A 20472-nucleotide genomic window follows, 5' to 3' on the forward strand; every position below is an offset into this window, starting at 1 on the left:
CCTTATTAGTAATGATAGTTTGAAGGTGGGTCTAGCATCCTCTTAAATAGAGGTTAAGGACATTTGTAAATTAGGAACTGCATTAAGTTCCAAATTTGCTGTCTGACCTTTTAATAAATTATAATGTCCAGCGCAAGCTATCATAGCAGCATTATCTGTACATAAAATTGTTGATGGAAAATACACCTTAATGCCTAACTCATTGGCCTGATCTGTCATCTTGTTCTTTAAATTTGAATTGGCAGCAACTCCACCGGCTAGCACTATGGTTTTAACTCTTTTCATTTCTGCAGCCTTGATGGTTTTAGTTATTAGAACTTCAAAAATGGCCTCTTGAAAGCTTGCAGCTATATCAGGAACACTTACCTCCTCTCCTATCTGCTCTTTCTTATGCATATAATTTATTACAGAGGTTTTTAAACCACTAAAGCTAAAATCAAAGCTATCAGGCTCAAGCCACGATCTTGGAAAATCAATTAGTGGCTGTCCTTTTGTAGCTATTTCTTCAATAGCGGGCCCCCCTGGATATCCCAAATTCATCTTACGTGCAATTTTATCAAATACTTCTCCAGCTGCATCATCTCTTGTTGCTCCCAAAAGTGTTCTTTTATCATGATCTTCCATATAAATAAGGCTTGTATGACCACCTGATACTACCAAACATACAAGTGGCATATCTAAGTTATGCTCCAGAAAGTTAGCATAAATGTGACCATCAAGATGATTCACACCAATTAAAGGCTTATTGAGAGAATACGCAAGCGCTTTAGCAGCAGAAACTCCAACTAATAGTGCTCCCACTAACCCAGGCCCATAGGTTACAGCTATTCCTCCAATTTTTTCAAAAGTCACATCGGCCTGCTCCATAGCCCCATTAATAACAGGTATTATGTTTTCCAAGTGTTTTCTTGATGCAATCTCCGGAACAACACCTCCGTAAGGCTGATGGGTACTAATCTGACTAGATATTATATTACTCAAGATAGTCTTACCATCTTTTATTACAGCTGCAGATGTTTCGTCACAGCTAGTCTCAATTCCTAGAATTAGCATAGTATATCACCTCCTGGTTCATCACCACTTACTAGAATATTCTTCCACATTATAATAGCATTTTCATTGTTATCGGAATAATAACCCTTGCGAATCCCAGCTTCATTAAAGCCTAAGTCCTTGTATAGATTTCTAGCTATTAAGTTAGATACCCTTACTTCTAGAGTAATCCTATTAGCACCCTGCCTAAATGCCTGCATAATAAGTGTTTGGGTAAGTCTCTTGCCAAAATTCAATCCTCTAAATTCTGGATGAACTGCAATATTTGTCACGTGCGCTTCATCAATAATCATCCACATGCCTGCATAACCTACTACTTTATGATCTTTAAAAACCACATAATAATGAGCAAACAAATTATCATTTATCTCCGCTTCGAAAGAGCTCCTTGACCAAGGGCTCGGAAAGGAGAGATTTTCAACTTCTAGTACCTGGTCTATATCTTGAAATGTCATTTTTCTAATTGAGTATTCTTCAGCCATTTATGTACTCCGTTTCCTTTGATCCAGTTTCATTTCTGCGTCTGACTTTCTTATATATAGCGGGGATAGATTAATTACATTGTCTGTTTCTCCCTTTAGGAGACGTTTCCAACCAAGATAGGCAACCTGAGAAGCTCTTGGCAGCCTATTTGCTGATGTGGGAATTGTAAGTCTGTCTCCAAGATTTTTCTCAAACACTAAAGCAAATTCCTCTATTGCATCTCCTAATAATGTGATCTGCCCCTCATTGGCATCTAATTTTTTTATTAACTTAACTGGATCAATTACCATATAGTCACAAAGTCGTTCTAATTCTCCATTTTTAATTCTATAAAGAGCGGTATACACTTCATTTCTTCGCGCATTTAATATGGGACAGATAATTCCTGATACTCCTTGAGCATTATACGCAATTCCGTCAAGACTAGGTATCCCTACCAGAGGCTTATTAAGAGACCAGGCAATGGCCTTTGCAGTTGTCATGCCAATTCTTAAACCCGTGAATGAACCTGGTCCTGAGGAGACTGCTACGCCATCAATATCAGTAATGTTTATACCTACTTCTTTTAGAATCATATCTATCGTAGGCATAAGCCTCTGAGAATGGTTCTTTCGGGTGTTCATTATTGTTTCGGTTAATAATCTTCCATGGTCAATCAAAGCAACTGTATTTACTTGTGTAGAACTATCAATTCCCAATACTATCATGTTTATTCAACTCCTGTAAGAACTTTTCATAATCAGGATTATCTCCTTTAATGTAAATGCTAATATCCCTTTGATTATCTCCTTTAGCAAAAAAGGATAGAATTATCCGATCTTTAGGCAACAAATTTTCAATTAACTCAGGCCACTCAACAACTGTAACTCCATCATTTGCAGGAAGGTAATCTTCCACTCCCAAATCAATCATTTCCTCACTACTTTCTATCCTGTATGTATCAATATGGTATAAATTATTTTTACCCTCATACTGATTAATGATTGTAAAGGTAGGACTAGTTACAGAATCATTTATCCCAAACCCTTTTACAATTCCCTTAGTCAGAGTTGTTTTTCCAGTACCTAAATCACCCTGAAGACAAATAACCATACCAGGGACAATGTAGTTCCCTATAACTTGTCCTAGTTTCATAGTTTCTTTTTCGTTATTAACATGGATTTTTATCATTAGTGGCCTCCTAAAACTGATTACCGGATATTGAGAAGTTTTCCCTGTAAAACCTCTTTTATGTCCTATATTATCCAAACATCATCAAGAAAGCAAAGAAAACTTAGATTACACCAATCTTTAACATTTAGGGCAAACAAAGGCAACGGAAAAACCCACCAAGGTAGTGGGTTTCATTAAGTATTATTTAGTTTTTATAAACTGAATTACCATTTATAAAAACTTCCTTAACTTTGGTTTTTATCTCGAGTGGATCGCCATCCATAACAACCAGGTCAGCGTCCTTACCTTCAGCTATACTACCAACTCTATCAGCTATTCCCAGTATCTCAGCAGCATTTATTGTAATCGACTTCAATGCCTCCTCAGAATCCATACCTGCCTTAAGTGCTAAAGCAGCACATAGTGGGAGATATTCTATGGGGATTACAGGGTGATCTGTCATAATGGCTACCTTAACTCCTTTTTTAGCCAAAACTCCGGGAGTCTTAAATGTCCTTTGACCCATTTCAACCTTAGCCCTGGATGTAAAGCTAGGTCCGGTAACCACAGGAATCTTTCTCTTGACAATCTCTTCTGCAATTAGATGGGCTTCTGTTCCATGCTCTATAATGATATTTACTTTAAATTCCTCTGCAATTCTAATAGCTGTCATGATATCATCAGTTCTATGTGCATGAGCTCTTAATGGAATCGTTCCGTCTAATACAAGATTTATCATTTCCATAGCTAAATTTCTTTCCGGTTTTTTATCTGGGTCCCATTTAGCCTTTTGATGCTTATCTCTATAGTAAATTGCCTTTACAAACTGTTCTCTTAGTAAAGCTGCAGTAGCCATCCTTGTTTTGGGTGCTTTTGACTGCTCTCCATAAACCAGTTTAGGGTTTTCACCAAAAGCAATCTTTAGTCCAGCACAGGTATTGACTGCCATCTTATCAATAATTAGTCCATGGGTCTTCATGATAAGAGTGGTTCCACCTATTACATTAGCACTTCCAGGTAATATATGTATAGTAGTTACGCCTGCTTGAAGGGCATCTTTAAAAGCCAAATCCCCTGGATAAACCGCATCAATAGCTCTTAAGGTAGGTGTGATTGGATTAGTAGTTTCATTTAAGTCATCACCTTCGATCCTATACATCTCTTCCATGATACCCACATGGCAGTGGCTCTCAATGAAACCAGGAATAACTGTACTGCCCTCAAGATCTATAATTTTACTGTCAGATGGTATCTTTACATCTGTAATACTACCTACTTGCTTTATCTTTTCTCCATCTACAAGTACTGTTCCTTTTTCATATATTGGGCCAGTTATTGTAATTATCCTACCATTAGTTAATGCCAGCAAAATATCACTTCCTTACTATTCTATTCAATATTATTATAGGTATATATCATGTTGTACAAGCTCTAACAAATTCATTGAAAATCTGCTGTTGCTCCTTGAATTTATCTGCCATGCATTCTGGATGCCACTGTACCCCAAGAACAAACTCTTTACCTGGCATTGTAATTGCTTCCACAATCCCATCTAAACTTTTGGCAATGGAAACCACTCCTTCACCCAAGGTACTCACAGCTTGGTGATGAAATGAGTTTACTTTTGCGGTATCTGATTTAAATATATGTCCTAACAAAGAGTCTCTAATAATATGTATCGTGTGTGTTGGATACCATCTGGGAGCATTTTGTGAATGTTGATATACTCCCGGTACCTGGAGTAATATATCTTGATATATATTACCTCCAAGAGCAATATTTAATACTTGAACACCCCTACAAATTGCTAAAATAGGTATATCCAGTATAACTGCAGCTTGGACTAGCTTAATTTCAAAGTTGTCTCTTCCTGGTGTAATTTCACCCATTCCAATTATAGGCTCTTGATTAAAATAAAATGGATCCACATCAACTCCACCTGATAAAATTATCCCATCAAGGCTGGACAGATAATCATTAATATTTTTTTCTATTGATGGTATCAACAAGGGAGTAGCTCCAGCCCTTTGCACACACCTTAAATAATAATTAGTTATAAATACTTTCCCTTCTTTAATATCTTCACCACAAGTAATACCAATCTTTGGTGCAGCCATTTTTATCCCCCCCTGTTAATTAAAATATTCCAAGGGGAAAATAAAAATGCCTACATCTAAGTAGACACGGAAAACTTTTAAACCTCAGTTAAACCTAGACTTATTTCCAGTGCTTGATCAACCTTAACCATGAACTCCTCATCTAAAAAAGCTACTTTGTGTTTTAAGCGGCTTTTGTCAATAGTACGTATTTGTTCCGCAAGAATAACAGAATTCTTTTCAAGCCCGCTTTTAGAACTGGGCATTTCTATATGGGTTGGCAACTTAGCTTTAGAAATTTGTGAAGTGATTGCCAGCACAATAGTGGTAGGACTATATTGGTTACCAATATCATTTTGAATGATAAGAACAGGTCGTGTTCCACCTTGCTCTGAACCAACAACTGGATTTAGTTGGGCATAAAATATATCTCCTCTTCTGACATGCATCTTATTTACACTCCGCTAATTTCTCTTCGTAATATTCTTGTGCTTCGTTTTCTACTTCGTAGTTTTCTACAGCTAAATGTAAGTTAATCTGAGCCATTTCTTGATAACCTTTTTTCATTTGCTCTCTAATACCTCTTTTGTTTTGCTCAGATATATACAACTTCATCGCTTCCCTTATAAATTCACTACGATTTCTCTTTTCTCTATTAGCTAGTCCATCTACTTCTTTTAATAAGTTTTCTGGTATACTAATCATGATTCTTTTGACATGCGACAATAAGGGCACCCCCTGCAACAAATACTTCTTTGCATATGCTATACTCTATTATATCCTTTATGCTATACGTGTTCAAGAACAAATAATAACAATAATTTTATACAAAGTCAACTTTTCCATTAGTCAAAGCATTTATGCTTACTAGTGTTTCAACCCTTACACCAATTTCCCTTAGTTGTTTACCTCCATCCTGGAAGGATTTCTCAATACAAATACCAACACCAACTAAGTGGCAGGCTGCCTGGCGAGCTATTTCAATCATACCTTTTGCAGCTTCACCTGTAGCTAAAAAATCATCAATTATCAATACCCTATCTTCACTTTTTAAATACTTGGAAGCTACAACTATATCTACTGTCTCATTCTTTGTGAACGAATGAATCCTACCACTAAAAAATGCTCCATCCATAGTGGAGGGCTTCTTCTTTTTCGCAAAAACAACAGGAACTCCTAAAACCAACCCTGTCATTAATGCTGCAGCAATACCTGATGCTTCAACAGTTAAAACTTTGGTTATTATTTCTCCTTCAAACCTTTTTGCAAATTCTTCTCCAATCTTATACATCAAGACGGGATCCATTTGATGGTTTAGAAAGGAGTCCACCTTTAAAATGTTTGCCGATAATACGTGACCTTCTTCAAGTATTTTTTCCTTTAGCAGATTCATAATGTTCTCTCCTATATATTTGTTTCCTAAATTTTTAATTATATACAATAGTAAATATCATTTTATTGCATTAAGTTATAAGGTAAGGGACACACCGGTTATTGTGGGTTAAAATGTTCAGCTTTAGCTGAACGAGTTCACTGAAGATAGACTCTAGGTACTCTTTTATTAACCATACAAACTATCTCGTAATTAATGGTTCCTGTTATATCTGCAATTTCATCAACACTAACCTGTATACCGTTATCATTCTCTCCAAAGAGAATCACTTCGTCTCCAGGTTGTATATTTTCTTCAATATGAGTTATATCCACCATAAACTGATCCATACATACCCTACCTACTACTGGAGCAAAACTATCTCCTATTATAACCTTACCTTTATTTGATAACAATCTATTATATCCATCAGCATAACCCACAGGAATTGTAGCAATCTTCCTATTCTGCTGGGCCCCAAAGGTCCGGCCATAGCTAACTGTTTCACCCGCACTAATATTCTTTATGTGAGCGATTCTTGCTAGTAATCTCATTACAGGTTTTAATTTAATCATGTCTTTCATAATCAAGTCAGGATAAAATCCATAGATGCTTATGCCTGCTCTAACCATATCCATATGTGTACTAGGGTAATCAATAATCGCAGCACTATTAGCACAATGCCTAACGGGAAACTTTAATCCATAGCTTTCTAACTCCAGTAGGAATTTCTTGAAATTTTTATATTGATTAATTGTATAGTTCGAAGCCCTATTATCAGCTTCAGCAAAATGTGTAAATATCCCTAATACATTAATGCTATTAAAAGAAAATATTTTTTTGATTTCCTCTTTGGACTTCTGATTAATTTGAAATCCAAGTCTATTCATACCAGTATCGATCTTTAAATGAACGTCCACCTGTTCCCCAATTTTTTTTACTGCACTAGAAAGCCTTTCAGCTTGCGTAAATGAAAACACAGTCTGTGTAAGCTTATACTTGGGGAGATACTCTGCATACTCATCGGGGGTCCATCCAAAAATTAAAATAGGAACCTTGATACCTGCTTCCCTTAATTCTATACCTTCTTGAATTGTAGCAACTCCCAAATTATCTGCACCATTATTAAGAGAGATTTTAGCAACTGGAACAGCACCGTGTCCATAACCATCAGCTTTTACAACAGCCATAAAGTTTTTAGACATTGACCTTTTTCTTAATTCCCTTATGTTGTGGGCTAGATTATTAAGATTTATTTCTGCTTTAACTGGTCGCAAATTATTCACCTTCACTTATTTCCATTAAGACTATAGGAAGATAATCAATAATATCCATGGCTGTCAGAGAATACTCACCTGTTTGTTTAACAGCCTTATCTGCAGCATAACCATGAAGAAATACACCCATAGCTGCAGCTGTATCCATATTAAAACCTTGACCTAAAAGGGCCCCTATTATACCCGCCAGGACATCACCTGTCCCTCCTGTACTCATTCCTGGGTTTCCGGTAATATTTAAAAAAGTCTTACCCTTTGGAGAAGCAATAAGTGTTTTAGATCCTTTTAATACAAGGATTACACCCCACTCTTTCGCAAATTTTTCTCCAATGGTTAATCTGTCTTTTTGAATTTCCTGGATATTGATTTGACATAGACGTGCCATTTCTCCTGGATGTGGTGTAAATATAATCTCTGCTTGTATTTTTTTTAGAAACTCTTTATCACTTGCTACAATTCTACTCAAAAGGTTTAAACCATCAGCATCAAGAACGATGGGAATTTTTATTTGAGGCATTAATTCTTTTAATAAGGTTTCTCCTTCAATTGAAACACTCATTCCAGGGCCTATAACTATAGTATCTACAGATTTAATCATCTCCAAGATTGGTTCTAAGGAATCTCTCCCAAGAAAGCCCTTATCATTTTCAGGCAATGGTTTTGTCATAACCTCGGTAAGTTTTTGTTCAAGTATGGAATTTAATGAGCGAGGAATCGCTGCTGTTACAAGACCAGCTCCTGCTTTTAATGCCCCAGTAGCTGCTAAGTATACAGCACCCGTCATTCCAGGAGAACCACCTACTACAAGTACGTGACCGTAGTTGCCTTTATGTGTGTTTGACTCCCTTTTAGTTAGCTTACTTTTTACCCAATCTAAAGTTATTAGTTCCCTATTTAAGGAATTCTGATTAAATAACTTTTGTGGTAGTGAGATATCTACAACTTCTATCTGTCCGCTAAATCTACATCCTGGCTCTAAATAGAGACCAATTTTTGGCAATCCAAAAGTAATTGTATGGGTAGCTTTAATACATTCTCCGCAAACTTCTCCTGTGTCAGCTTCTAAACCTGAGGGTAAATCTACACTTAATACTATTTTTTTTGATTCATTTATGAGTTTTATGAGACTTGTAGATATTCCTTTAGCTTCTCCCTTAAATCCCGTACCATAAATAGCATCTACAATTAAGTCCGAATAAATCATTGCGATATTAACTCTGTGTAGATCCTTCTCATTAATAATTGGATATATTCTCACTCCCATGGATTGGAGGATTTTTAGGTTTGTAGCTGCATCACCTTTTATCTCTGATGGACTACTAAGCAAAAAAACCTTCACATCAGCACCTTTGTTTATTAGATGCCGAGCAATGACCATTCCGTCTCCTCCATTGTTTCCCTTACCACAAAAAATCATAATCCTTTTATTTTCTAAAAAGTAGTTAAATAGTTGCTTTATCTTGTGCACCACTTGTAAACCTGCATTCTCCATTAAAACAATACCAGGTATAGAATACTTATTAATAGCAATATTGTCTAAATTCATCATTTCATTAGAAGTAACAAGTTTCAATTCTTTTCCCCCTATTCGGCTACTACAAAGGCTACCGCATATTCAGAGCAATGTGACAAACTTAAATTAAAACAACTAATATATTGGGATCTGGCTGATTCAGCTGCTGATCCGCATAAGTTAATGCTTGGTTTTCCCTTACTATCTAGTTTAACCTCAATATCCAGCCAACTTATCTTCCCCTTTCCTGTTCCTAATGCTTTTAATACTGCTTCCTTTGCAGCAAAGCGTGCAGCCAAGGATGGAAATGGGTTTTTTTTGTTCCAACAATAATTCCATTCATCGAATGTAAAAATTTTACTTTGAAACTTTTCTTTAAACTTAATAACTGAGGCCTTAATTCTGTGTATACTTACAATATCAGTACCTATCCCTTTTACCACTTAATCTTTCTCTCCTTTACTTTTACTATCAGAAATTATACATTTTTCAGTAGCTAGTATTACGAAGTAGTCTTAGACTATCTTATTTAGGTAAATATCTAACACTAATAATTTTCAACATTATCTCGTTAAATCCTTCTTAAATGTTTCTTTTTGCAGGAGTTGTTTGACAAAAAGGGGAATTATGCATCATAATAATTAACGACTTAAAAGTGGAGGAACTCAAATGCAAAATGCCAGAATTGTTTTATTCATAATAATATTTTCTCTCATAGAAGCATTCTTTCTTATTGTAATTCCTTTAGAAATAACTTTAAAAGCACTTCTATTAATTCCTGTAAATGTTACTTTCTTCTGGTTAATACTTAAGTTATACACAAAACCTTTTAAAAGTCAAGATGAAAACAGACAAGCTACCAATACCAGCCTTTTCATTGCCCATGAAACTTTACCATACCTAAGGCGCGGCTTAGATGAGAACACAGCTCAGAATACTGCGGAAATAATCAAAAAAATTAGTGAGCTTCCTGCGGTTGCAATAACTGATAAGGATAAAATACTTGCTTTTATAGGTATTGGATGTGAAAGACACAGACCTGGTGATCCTATCGTGACTTCAGCAACTAAGGATGTATTAAAGACGGGAGAATATCAAGTAATTGAAACTTCTGAAGGCTTTAACTGCCCAGTTAAGGATTGCCAGTGTCCATTAGGAGCAGTAATAATTGTGCCCTTAAAGGTAAAGGGTAAAGTTATAGGGACTTTAAAATTGTATGATACAAGGCCGGGACCCCTTTCTGATCATTCAATTAGACTTGCACTAGGTATTGGCCAGTTACTAAGTATGCAAACTGAATTAGCTGAACTTGACAGGCAGTCTCAACTGTTAACTAAAGCAAGGCTTGATGCTTTACATGCACAGATAAACCCACACTTCTTTTTCAATACAATTAACACTATTGTTCTTTATAGTAGAACTAACCCTGAAAAATCACGGCAGCTTTTAATTCACCTGGCTGACTTTTTCAGACAAACTCTCAGGAGAAGAGGTCACTATATAACTTTAGGAGAAGAGCTGGAGTGCATTGAAACCTATTTAACTTTGGAAAAGGCCCGCTTCGAAGATTCGTTAAAAATTATTCAAGAAATTGATGATAGTTTGCTGGGGTTAAAAATACCATTTTTGAGTCTCCAACCCATTGTAGAAAATGCAGTAAAGCACGGAATAACGCCTAAAGTGGGTGGAGGAACTTTGAAAATTTCTGCGATTATGAAAGATGACCATTTGGTGATGATGGTTTCTGACGATGGTGTTGGTATCCCTGAAGAAAAAATTCATCTTGTCCTTCAACCAGGCTATGGGTCTGGAAATGGAGTAGGTTTGAGTAATGTTCATGACAGGCTCATCAGCCTGTATGGCCCTAACTATGGTTTAAGAATTTGCTCCAGCGCAGATCAGGGCACTACAGTTCAAATAAGAGTGCCTATTAAGAATGTAGAAGAAGAACAATCCAATTCTAATATAAATATTAATGAAAGCACCCTTACGATTCAATAATCTAAGTTAAAAAGCAAGCCCTTATGTGCTATACTGAAACTGAACTGCACATAAGGGCTTTGTTTTATCCTTTAATCTAGGGTACCTTCGATCTCTTCTTTTTCTGCCATTTTCTCCAATTTTTTTTGAACCATTTTAAAAAATTCATGAGGAGCGGTTTCAGTAAGGATTTCAATTGCTTCTTCAACATCTGAGATTGCATAGATATGGAAATTTCCCGCTTTACAGTCCTCTACAACCTCGTTATTCAACATTAAATTATCAATATTCTGTTTTGGGATTATTACACCCTGAGTCTTGGTGAGTCCCCTTTCTTTACATAAGCCATAGAATCCCTCGATCTTTTGATTTACCCCACCAATTGGTTGGACCTGACCTCTCTGATTCATTGAACCTGTAATGGCTATATCCTGTCTAACCGGAATATCTACAATAGCTGAAAGTAGTACAACAAGTTCTGCACACGATGCACTATCTCCGTCTATACCACTATAGTTTTGTTCAAAACAGATGCTTGCGGTAATACTTAGTGGTGTATTTCGTGCAAATTTGCCACCTATATAGCCAGCAAGAATTAAAACACCTTTGTCATAAATCTTACCACTCATTTTTACTTCTCTATCAATATTTATAAGACCCTTTTTTCCCTTAAATGCTCTAGCTGTGATCCTAGAAGGCTTTCCAAAGGAATAATCACCTAAACTGTAGACTGACAACCCATTTATCTGACCAATAGTGCTTCCATGGGTTTCAATGAGGATTTGCCCTTCAATCATATTTTCTTGAATCTTTTCTTCGAGTAAATTAGCTCTATTTATTTTTTCATTGATAGCCTTTTCCACATGGTATGCAGTAACATATTCATTGTTCTCAATTTCTGCCCATGCGTTAGCTTCGTATACAATCTCTACAGTTTCGTTAAATTTAGTAGAAAGTTTTTTCTGGTGGTCAGCTAACCTTGAACTAAACTCTATTACCCTCGCTACTGCTGATTTATCAAATGCCTTAAGGTTTTCCTGCTTACATACTGCACTAATAAACTGGGAGTACATAAGTATATTATCAGGATTTCGCTCCATAGATGTATCAAAGTTGGCTCTAATCTTAAATAATTTACTAAAATCTTCATCATAGCTGTAAAGTAGCTGCTGAATATGGGAGCTACCTATTAAAATAACCTTAACTTTAATGGGCATGGCCTCTGGTTTAATTGTAGCAGTAGGCATTATCTTAAATTGTTCTCCAATATTTTCAATAATTGACTCTTGCCCTTTTAAAGTTCTCTTTAATGCACCCCAGGCAAATGGATCTTTTAATATTTCATTGGCATGAATAATTAGGTAACCACCATTTGCTTTATGGATCGACCCACATTTTATCATTGTAAAGTCTGTACTTATACCTCCAAAATTAGCCTTTCCTTCAATTTTCCCAAAAAGGTTATAATAGTTTGGATTGGTTTCACATACAACAGGGGCACCTTTTTGCTTAGCATTATTAACAAATAGGTTAACCTTGTATCTTATTAGATTGTTTTCTAATTGCAATTGGGGTAATAACGGATTTAAACTTTGGTCCTCTTCTTTCACCTTAAAGACCTGTAGATTATCCACCATATCTTTTTCAACATTATCTAAATAGGACAGTATTTTAGAATGAGCATTGTAGGCTTCTCTAACCAACGCAATTTCTGGCTTTATTACTGCCATAGCAACTTTTTTTTCTATAGAAGCAAGCTCACTTGAAGCCTCCTTTTCTAGCAACTTAATCTTTCTTGTTACTTCATCCAAGAGCTTTTGCATTTCTGGAAGCTTGTTCTGAATCTCCCTGGTAATTTCATCAGTTATTAATTCCTCATCCATTTGATCGATTGGTTTGCCATTTACCAAAGGAACACTTACCAACCCTTTACCCGATTGACGCACAATAAAGTCTTTTTCTTTTCCTATCTTATCCAACTCTTGTAATAGCTCACTAGTATCCTTTTGGTATTTATCTCTAATCATTCTTCTTTGGGTATCAAATTCTTCACCTACAAAGGCTTTGGGTATTTCCTTCTTAATTATGTCAACCAGATTATCCATATCCTTTGCAAATGACTCTCCAAGTCCAGAAGAAACTTCAATAATTAAGGGCCTATCAGGTTCTTTATAATTATATACATAACATATATCATTAGGAACTTCTCCAGCAACAGCAATTTTATGTGCCAATGAGTTAGCATAACTCGTTTTCCCAGTTCCATTTAATCCAGCCATATAAATGTTATAGCCCTTGTTATTGATTTTTAGACCGAAATCCATTGCGTTGACAGCTCTTTCCTGGCCTATTATGCCTTCTAGAATATCTACTTCACTAGTAGTTTTAAAATCCAATTGATCTAGATCACAAATATTTCTTAATTTCTTATTTTCAACTCTAAATTCTCTCATAAAATTTTCACTTCCTATCTTAAGAGTCTTTTACACAGATTCGGTGCAGAATTTTATAATCCTTTATTTATTTATACTCTATAATATGTGATTTCCATGATAAAAACTCAAACCGATACTGTAAATTTTAACAACATCGGTTATTAAGTGAAACTATAAAGTTCCAAAAATTATTTTTCCAGCAGTAAACTCGTTCAGTCAAAGCTGAACATGGGAATCAGATGGAGACTCTACTCCACCTGATTTGACATTCCTGGTTCTACTCACAGGTGTGTCCCATTTCCTTAAGAGAAGTGGGGGTCTTGGAGTAAAACTAGCCATCTTGTTGGCATAGCTGAACCCATGCAAAGCTAGCGATAATAGTCATCGGATAAAAGAACACCTGCTTTAAAGAAGGTGTTCTTTTGACTCATTTATATTACTTTTGATAACATTAGAGCAATTTGCAATTTCAATCTATCTTCAGAGGCTAACGGGTCAAGTCCTGTAATTTCCTTAATCCTCTGTAGTCTATATCTTAATGTATGTCGATGTACATATAAACTAGCTGAAGTTTCTTGTAAATTACCGTTATGCTTGAGAAAATACTCTAAGGTTGTTACTAGTTGTGAATTGTTTTTTGTGTCATATTCTATTAGAAATCCTAACTTCTCTTTAAAAAAGCTTTGGGAAAAGTTCTTTTTGGAAATTTCATAGAATAAATTATAAACTTCAATATCTGAAAATAGGGTTATAGGTTTATTGTGAATCTTTGCTAAATCCAATGCTCTGGATGCTTCCTTGTATGCCAAGCTCAGGCTCTCAAGTTTACTGTAATAATTGCTTATACCTGCCATAATGCTAATGTCTGTGTACTTGTTTTTAATAAGACTTATTATTTCCCCAATTACTTTTTGAACATCTGCCAGCTCTTTTTTACTTCTTACCTGTAGTAGAAGTAGAATTTTTTCTGGAGAAGAAAACTTATACATATACCTGAAGCCATATTTTGATATGCAATGCTCTATAGAGGACAAAAGATAATTCTTAAGATGATACATCTCAGTTTCCCTTTGGGTATTAGAAAGCAGGTCCCAATTGCCCATATTAAAAAGGGCCAAATGGTATCCCTTACTTTTATCATAACCAAAGGCTGCTGCTTTTTTTGCAAGTATTTGTGGGGAATTTATACCCTTTAAGGTTTCTTCAAGAAAGTCCTCTTTTAGACTGTTTTTGGTTTCTCTTACTGCAGTTTCTTTTAGAATAACAAGTGCAGCCAGGGTTGCTGCATGTTCTATTGCTATAGAATCCATTTCTTCCATGGGATTCTTTGGATTTAAAATAGCTAAATAGCCTAAAACCTCAGAACCTGTAGTAATGGGAACTAGACTAAGATGACGGTCATTTGGTAAGCTAATAATTTGCGCCTTGATACTTGTAAGTGATGTTACATTTCTTATTATATCCGAGAGATTACCCCATGGTTCAAAATGATTTGTTTCAGGAAAAGCGTCAGCAATTGGATTATAAAATAAATCTAATATAATAACAGGTCTTTCAATCATTGCTACAAGGCTTTCAGCAATGCTATCTAGCCCCTGGTTATTTAATACTAGCTTAGTTAGTTGGTTGTAAATTCTCTGGGAATATTCAAGCAAATAGAATTGATGATTGATAAGATGCTTCAATATATGACGTGTAAATCTACTAAAGGACAGATCCTTTGGTAAATATAAAACTGGAAAACCCAGTCTATCCGCTTCTCGTAATAAAGCTGCTGGAATTTCTGTAAGAGAAAATCCTGGTTGAATTGCAATGCCTGCCAAACCTCTTTCAGCTAGAAAGTTTATTAAAGTGTTTTGCAGTTCTTCATCTTCAGCAAGTCCGTACCCTGTTGTCACAAGTAGGTCTCCCTCATCCAAGTAAGCTAATTCATCTAAAACCTCCAGGATTGTTACCCATTTGACCTGTCTATCTAAGCCTTTTCCACCAGCTACCAATTTAAGACCTTTTAAATTTTCTATTGTAAAGATATTCTCTATAGCAAATGACATTTCGGATCCCCCTCACAATACACCCCATATAACCACTTAATTAATTCCTTAGAATTAGTGAAAAAAAGAATCCTTTACTTCTATTTTAGAGGAAATCTTTCTTTTACAACCTCCAAGGCTTCTCCTATTACATCTAATGCATTAGTGAGATCCTTGTCGGTATGTCTATGGGCAATATACCAATGATGGTATGGTTGAATAAATAGGTTTCTACGGATTGTTTCTGTATAGAAACAGTTTCTGCGTTCTTTATAACGATTATCTACCTTTTCAAAGGTTAAAAATGGCATTGGTGGTATTCCAGATACTGAGGCAGGGACCTGAGACTTCTCCACAATACTACTAAGACTATCCAAAAACATTTGTCCGCGTTTCCAAATGCTTTCCATAACCTTTTCCCTTTCTAGTATGTCAATGCACTTCATTGCAGCTGTCATTTCTAGACTGTTAGGAAAGAAAGTGGAACTTATAAAAACTTTTTTTTCTGCCACCTTCATTATTTCTTCTTTGCCCACACATGCACTTATAGCATAACCATTGGCCATTGCTTTTCCAAAGGTAGAAAGGTCAGGTGTTACACCATACCTTTCTTGGGCCCCTCCTAATGCTACCCTGAAACCAGTTCTTATTTCATCAAAGATTAATACGGTCTTGTATTTGTCAGCAAGTTCACGTACCCCTTCTAAGTAGCCTTCAGGAGGGGCTGTAACAGGTGCTGCTAGAGGATGGCCTACAGGAGTTATGATAATTCCAGCAACATCATTAGCATTATCTTTTAACAGTTTTTCCAGAGCATCTAAATCTCCATAGGGAAATTCACGTGTTAAATCTCTTATTGCACTTGGTACACCGCCTTCTACTTCCACACACCAATCATGCCAACCATGATAACCACAACGTAAAATTATATTTTTTTCAGTATAACCTCTTGCAATTCGGACCGCTACTCCTGTTGCATCCGAGCCTGTCTTCACTAATATAGCCATTTCAGCTGATGGGATTAATTCAACTAGTCTTTTTTCAAGCTGGTTTTGGACAGGCTGAACTAATGCAAAACAGAACCCTTTATCCAGTTGTTCAATTACTGCATTATTTATTTCTTTTTCATTGTAGCCCAGTATAATTGGACCATATCCGCAAAGCATATCTATATAATCGTTGCCATCCACATCAACAATGTGACCTTCGTATCCATGTTCAATGAAAATCGGATATTCTCCTGGTATAAAATTATAGGGTCTACGAATCCCCATTAAACCTCCTGGGGAAAGGCGCTGTGCTTCTTCAAACATCTGAAGTGACTTCTCTAGCTTAAGTTTAGGTTTGTGTTTCACGTTTTGTTCCACCCTTCTTTTAAATGTTAATTTTCAACCATGTGCGTAGACGATTATGCTTTGACAAAGCGTATGTTATAAAATTGGTCCATTAGGTATTTCTTTAATATCATGTTCCTTCATAAAACCTCTAACAATATTGTCTAATTCCTTTTCCTGTTCAGTATTCATTCCAACAGGAACATGGTTTTCTAAAATATCTTTTACCTTTTCCTGAGCTAATGTAAAGCTTCCCTTAGATCCTTCAGCTTCCCAGGAACTGTTGCTATTCCTAACAATTACCTTTGAAGGTAAATAAGGCTCTTTTTTATACCATCTTAGAGTATGGTCGGCCAGCAAATAATCTCCACCAGGTCCTAACTCAGAGATCAAATCAACTGCTAGTGTTTCATCATCTACTCTGATACCTTCATTTAATCTTAGAGCCATACCACATATTTCGTTGTCAATAACTAGCTTTTCTAGACTAAAACAACCCACAAAATCCAAAATGCCAGCTCCAGAAATAACATTAATTCCAGCTAACTGGGCAATTATACCGCTCATTGCAGTTTCTAGGCCTGCCTGTACATCTACGAGTTTTGAATCACTAAGACCTGCATAGGTATGGGTTGGCAGGCCATAATACTTACCCATTTGGACATATGCTGCGCCAATCATAGTAGCCTCTAAAGCACTCATTGGAGTAGTTCCGTGTCTCATGTCAAAACTTACAGGTGCACTACCATAAATACACGGGGCCCCTTCCTTGGTACATTGTGCTAGTGTTAGACCGCTCAGAGTTTCTGTCACCTGTACAAGTACTGATCCTGCCAGAGTTGCTGGAGAGGCAGCACCTGGCATAGCCATGGTAATAAACTCTTGGGGTAAACCATAGCGGGCACAATCAATAATGTTTTGGGAGCTAATATGAGTCCACTTAAGTGGTGGAGAAGCACAAATATCAAAAACAGCTAGTGGTTTCTCTTCTAGCTCTTTGTATCCACCCCTAACAACTGCAAGCATATCTCTCATATTTGATACACCATTTATGGTAAAAGCTCCTGTTATAATTGCTTTTGGTGAGTTCTTTAATAAAAGGTAGAGTCTAAAGCTATCTCCAATAATTTTCGGAACATCATATGGGGTGACAGCCGAACTCTGTAACACTAGATTATCTAATGCATCAGTAACCTTTGATATCTTAATTAAGTCATGGCTCTGTGAACTCCTAGTTGTAATACCATCTGATGCCATCATTCTAATAGCACATGAACCAGGATCAAAGTAAACATTACTTCCACTTAGATTTGCACTTAATTCCCCTTGTCTATTAAATAATTTAATTTCTTCTGGAGCTGTTTTAATTGCCTTTTCTACGAGCCGTCCTGGAATTTTAGCAATCCTTTTATTATAGTCTATAGTTGCTCCATGCTCCTCTAATATTTTTAATGCTTCCTCTGAGTCAAACTTTACTCCAGTTTTTTCTAGCAGGGCAATTGCCTGATCATGAATTTTCTCAATTTGTGAATCTGATAAAAGCTTTAACCTAGGTTGTCCTTCAAATGTAAATTTTGCCACTATGTTGCCTCCTTTAATAAATAATGTATGGGGATACACCTCCTTTGACTTAGCCTCTGAGGGCTGAGGAATGTCCCCAAATTTATGTTATTAGACATATTGTATAACTCTATCTTCCAGTATAACTTCATATATCCTTTCGTACAATTCTTCTTTCTGCATTAAATTCATCTTTTCAATACTTATGGAAGAACAATTAACTATGGCTACCTTAATAATGTCTTATAATGCAATCCCTATGCCATGTTTTTTAGTACTATGATTTTTACTCCATCTGAAGGTTATAGAGGGAAACTTTATTTAATCAGCAGATTAAATGTTTAGCTAAGCTAATCCTTTAGGGAAAACCGTTATCCACGCTAGTAACACTTATGAACTTGTTCATTAGTATTGAGTGTGTGCAAGGCTGGACACAGCACCCCTTACGCCCGTAGTTCTAGCATTGTGATTTCGGCAATGCTTAGAAATACCAGTACAAGGCTAGAAGATGGAAGTCTTGGAGTGAAACTTGCCAACTTGCACTATCATTAAGCATAATTTTCATAGGTAGATAATATTAGCGCAATTAAAGCTTCCGCCTTGAACAATAGATTTGACGTAAACTAAGTTTTGTTTTACGGGCATAGCTGAACCCATGCAAGGCTAGCGGTGATAGTCATCGGACAAAAGTTAAAAAACGCCCATTTCTAGGCGTTCTTAATTATTTACAGGATAATTTTTCAGTATTTTCTAGGTATTCAAGCAAACTTCTCGATTGTGCTCATTTTTGGGCCCTGCTCATTTTTGGGCAGTTACCTGTGCTATCTTTTTACTACAGGCTCCATGGCAACTGTATGCCCATTTAACATCTTTGCAAGTCCCATATCATAGTCATTATGATGCTCACCGCAATGTTCGCAAGGTTTTTCAGGGTCAATCTCATGTTTTGGTTGTGTATAGCTATATAAACCACCTTCAAAGTTTCTCAGAATTACCTTGTTTGGAGATTGAGATATTAAGTATTGGGGCATTACAGGTATTTTTCCCCCTCCTCTTGGAGCGTCCACAACAAATACAGGAACCGCAAGTCCTGAGGTATGTCCCCTTAAATACTCCATCATTTGAATTCCAGCACTAACTGGAGTTCTAAAATGTTCGATTCCCTTAGCTAAATCACATTGATATACATAGTATGGTCTAACACGCATTTTTAAAAGCTCATGTAATAATTTTTTCATTACTAGCGGACAGTCATTTACTGATTTTAGTAATACACTTTGATTACCCAAAGGAATGCCAGCATCGCTTAGCATAGCACAAGCTTTTTTTGCTTCAGGAGTTACCTCATTTGGATGGTTAAAGTGTACATTGACCCATACAGGATGGTATTTTTTGATCATATTACATAGGCTTTGTGTTATCCTTTGGGGCATAACAACTGGAGTTCTAGTGCCAATCCTGATTATCTCAACATGAGGAATATCCCTTAATTTTTTTAGAATATCTTCAAGAAGACTATCAGAAATTAATAACCCATCTCCACCAGAAATTATGACATCTCGAACCACATTATTATTCCTAATATACTCAATTGCTGCTTCTATCTGATCTTTATTTCTTGCCTGATCATTAGTACCAGCCATACGTCTTCTGGTACAATGTCTACAGTACATGGAACATTGATCAGTTACCAAAAACAGTACCCTATCTGGATATCTATGGGTTATACATGGCACAGGAGAATCAACATCTTCATCTAATGGGTCTTCTAAATCACATTTAGAACCCTTTAATTCATTATAAGTAGGAACTGCTTGCCTTCTAATGGGGCAACTAGGATTATCTTTATCAATTAGTGAAGCATAATATGGAGTTATTGCCATCCTAAAGGTTTTTAGACAATTTTTTACCCCATCTTCCTCCTTTTCACTTAGGTCTATGATTTGCTTAAGCTCTTCAACAGTAGTTATACGATTGCTGACCTGCCATTTCCAGTCATTCCACTGCTCGTCAGTAATGTTTTCCCATAACGAAATCTCTTTATAGTGTCTCATTTTCTTTTTCCCCCTATTTCAATTGTGCTGGTCATCTCATCCCATTCACCTTTTTTCAATGCAAAACTTATGCCATCTATTTTGAGTGTGTATAAATTTAAAACATGACACAAAAAGACGGTGCAACCATTTG

At 36.1% G+C, this 20472-nt stretch carries 17 protein-coding genes and 1 pseudogene; 1 reads left to right on the top strand and 17 read right to left on the bottom strand.

Features of this window, described 5'->3' with window-relative positions; translation table 11 throughout:
* Positions 1–42: 42 nt before the first annotated feature.
* The 12 genes from APF76_06035 to APF76_06090 all read right to left on the bottom strand — a co-directional run bounded on the left by APF76_06035 (position 43) and on the right by APF76_06090 (position 9389).
* A complete protein-coding gene (locus tag APF76_06035) occupies positions 43–1053 on the bottom strand; it encodes a tRNA threonylcarbamoyl adenosine modification protein TsaD (protein KUO50022.1) in 1011 nt (336 codons plus the stop codon).
* Complete coding sequence (locus tag APF76_06040; GenBank protein ID KUO50023.1) at positions 1047–1535, bottom strand: ribosomal-protein-alanine acetyltransferase; 489 nt, start codon at positions 1533–1535, stop codon at positions 1047–1049. The genes APF76_06035 and APF76_06040 overlap by 7 nt, the downstream gene beginning before the upstream one ends.
* A complete protein-coding gene (locus APF76_06045) occupies positions 1536–2243 on the bottom strand; it encodes a hypothetical protein (GenBank protein ID KUO50024.1) in 708 nt (235 codons plus the stop codon). It lies immediately after the preceding gene.
* A complete protein-coding gene (locus APF76_06050) occupies positions 2224–2706 on the bottom strand; it encodes a hypothetical protein (GenBank protein KUO50025.1) in 483 nt (160 codons plus the stop codon). Before APF76_06050 ends, APF76_06045 begins: the two co-directional genes overlap by 20 nt.
* A gap of 187 nt (positions 2707–2893) precedes the next feature.
* Positions 2894–4057 carry an amidohydrolase gene (locus APF76_06055; GenBank protein KUO50026.1) on the bottom strand — a complete coding sequence of 388 codons (1164 nt, stop codon included), beginning with the start codon at positions 4055–4057 and terminating at the stop codon, positions 2894–2896.
* Between the two features lie 46 nt (positions 4058–4103).
* Positions 4104–4805 (bottom strand): hypothetical protein, encoded by a 702-nt coding sequence (locus tag APF76_06060; protein ID KUO50027.1) that lies wholly within the window; start codon positions 4803–4805, stop codon positions 4104–4106.
* A 77-nt stretch (positions 4806–4882) separates the two neighbouring features.
* Positions 4883–5233: a PemK family transcriptional regulator gene (locus APF76_06065; protein KUO50028.1), complete on the bottom strand. Its 351-nt coding sequence runs from the start codon at positions 5231–5233 to the stop codon at positions 4883–4885.
* 1 nt (position 5234) lies between these two features.
* On the bottom strand, positions 5235–5510 hold the full coding sequence (locus APF76_06070; GenBank protein KUO50029.1) for a CopG family transcriptional regulator: 276 nt from the start codon (positions 5508–5510) through the stop codon (positions 5235–5237).
* 97 nt (positions 5511–5607) lie between these two features.
* A complete protein-coding gene (locus tag APF76_06075) occupies positions 5608–6177 on the bottom strand; it encodes a xanthine phosphoribosyltransferase (GenBank protein KUO50030.1) in 570 nt (189 codons plus the stop codon).
* Between the two features lie 137 nt (positions 6178–6314).
* Positions 6315–7442, bottom strand: a complete 1128-nt coding sequence (locus APF76_06080; protein KUO50031.1) for a hypothetical protein — start codon at positions 7440–7442, stop codon at positions 6315–6317.
* Positions 7435–9006: a bifunctional ADP-dependent (S)-NAD(P)H-hydrate dehydratase/NAD(P)H-hydrate epimerase gene (locus tag APF76_06085; protein ID KUO50032.1), complete on the bottom strand. Its 1572-nt coding sequence runs from the start codon at positions 9004–9006 to the stop codon at positions 7435–7437. The genes APF76_06080 and APF76_06085 overlap by 8 nt, the downstream gene beginning before the upstream one ends.
* An 11-nt stretch (positions 9007–9017) precedes the next feature.
* The gene (locus APF76_06090) at positions 9018–9389 is read right to left on the bottom strand and encodes a hypothetical protein (GenBank protein KUO50033.1); all 372 of its coding nucleotides are present in this window, start codon (positions 9387–9389) and stop codon (positions 9018–9020) included.
* Positions 9390–9642: 253 nt separating this feature from the next.
* Here APF76_06090 and APF76_06095 point away from each other — a divergent pair, with 253 nt between their 5' ends.
* Complete coding sequence (locus tag APF76_06095; GenBank protein KUO50153.1) at positions 9643–10947, top strand: histidine kinase; 1305 nt, start codon at positions 9643–9645, stop codon at positions 10945–10947.
* Positions 10948–11180: 233 nt separating this feature from the next.
* Here the strand turns inward: APF76_06095 and APF76_06100 are convergent.
* The 5 genes and pseudogenes from APF76_06100 to APF76_06120 form a co-directional block, all read right to left on the bottom strand.
* Positions 11181–13379 (bottom strand): annotated as a pseudogene (locus APF76_06100).
* Positions 13380–13792: 413 nt separating this feature from the next.
* Positions 13793–15412 carry a hypothetical protein gene (locus tag APF76_06105; protein ID KUO50034.1) on the bottom strand — a complete coding sequence of 540 codons (1620 nt, stop codon included), beginning with the start codon at positions 15410–15412 and terminating at the stop codon, positions 13793–13795.
* Between the two features lie 80 nt (positions 15413–15492).
* Positions 15493–16704, bottom strand: coding sequence for a glutamate-1-semialdehyde 2,1-aminomutase (locus APF76_06110; protein ID KUO50154.1), 1212 nt, complete (start codon positions 16702–16704; stop codon positions 15493–15495).
* A gap of 117 nt (positions 16705–16821) precedes the next feature.
* A complete protein-coding gene (locus APF76_06115) occupies positions 16822–18306 on the bottom strand; it encodes a hypothetical protein (protein ID KUO50035.1) in 1485 nt (494 codons plus the stop codon).
* An 800-nt stretch (positions 18307–19106) separates the two neighbouring features.
* Positions 19107–20339 carry a lysine 2,3-aminomutase gene (locus tag APF76_06120; protein KUO50036.1) on the bottom strand — a complete coding sequence of 411 codons (1233 nt, stop codon included), beginning with the start codon at positions 20337–20339 and terminating at the stop codon, positions 19107–19109.
* Positions 20340–20472: the final 133 nt, after the last annotated feature.

It is taken from the genome of Desulfitibacter sp. BRH_c19 (assembly GCA_001515945.1).
GTDB lineage: Bacteria > Bacillota > DSM-16504 > Desulfitibacterales > Desulfitibacteraceae > Desulfitibacter.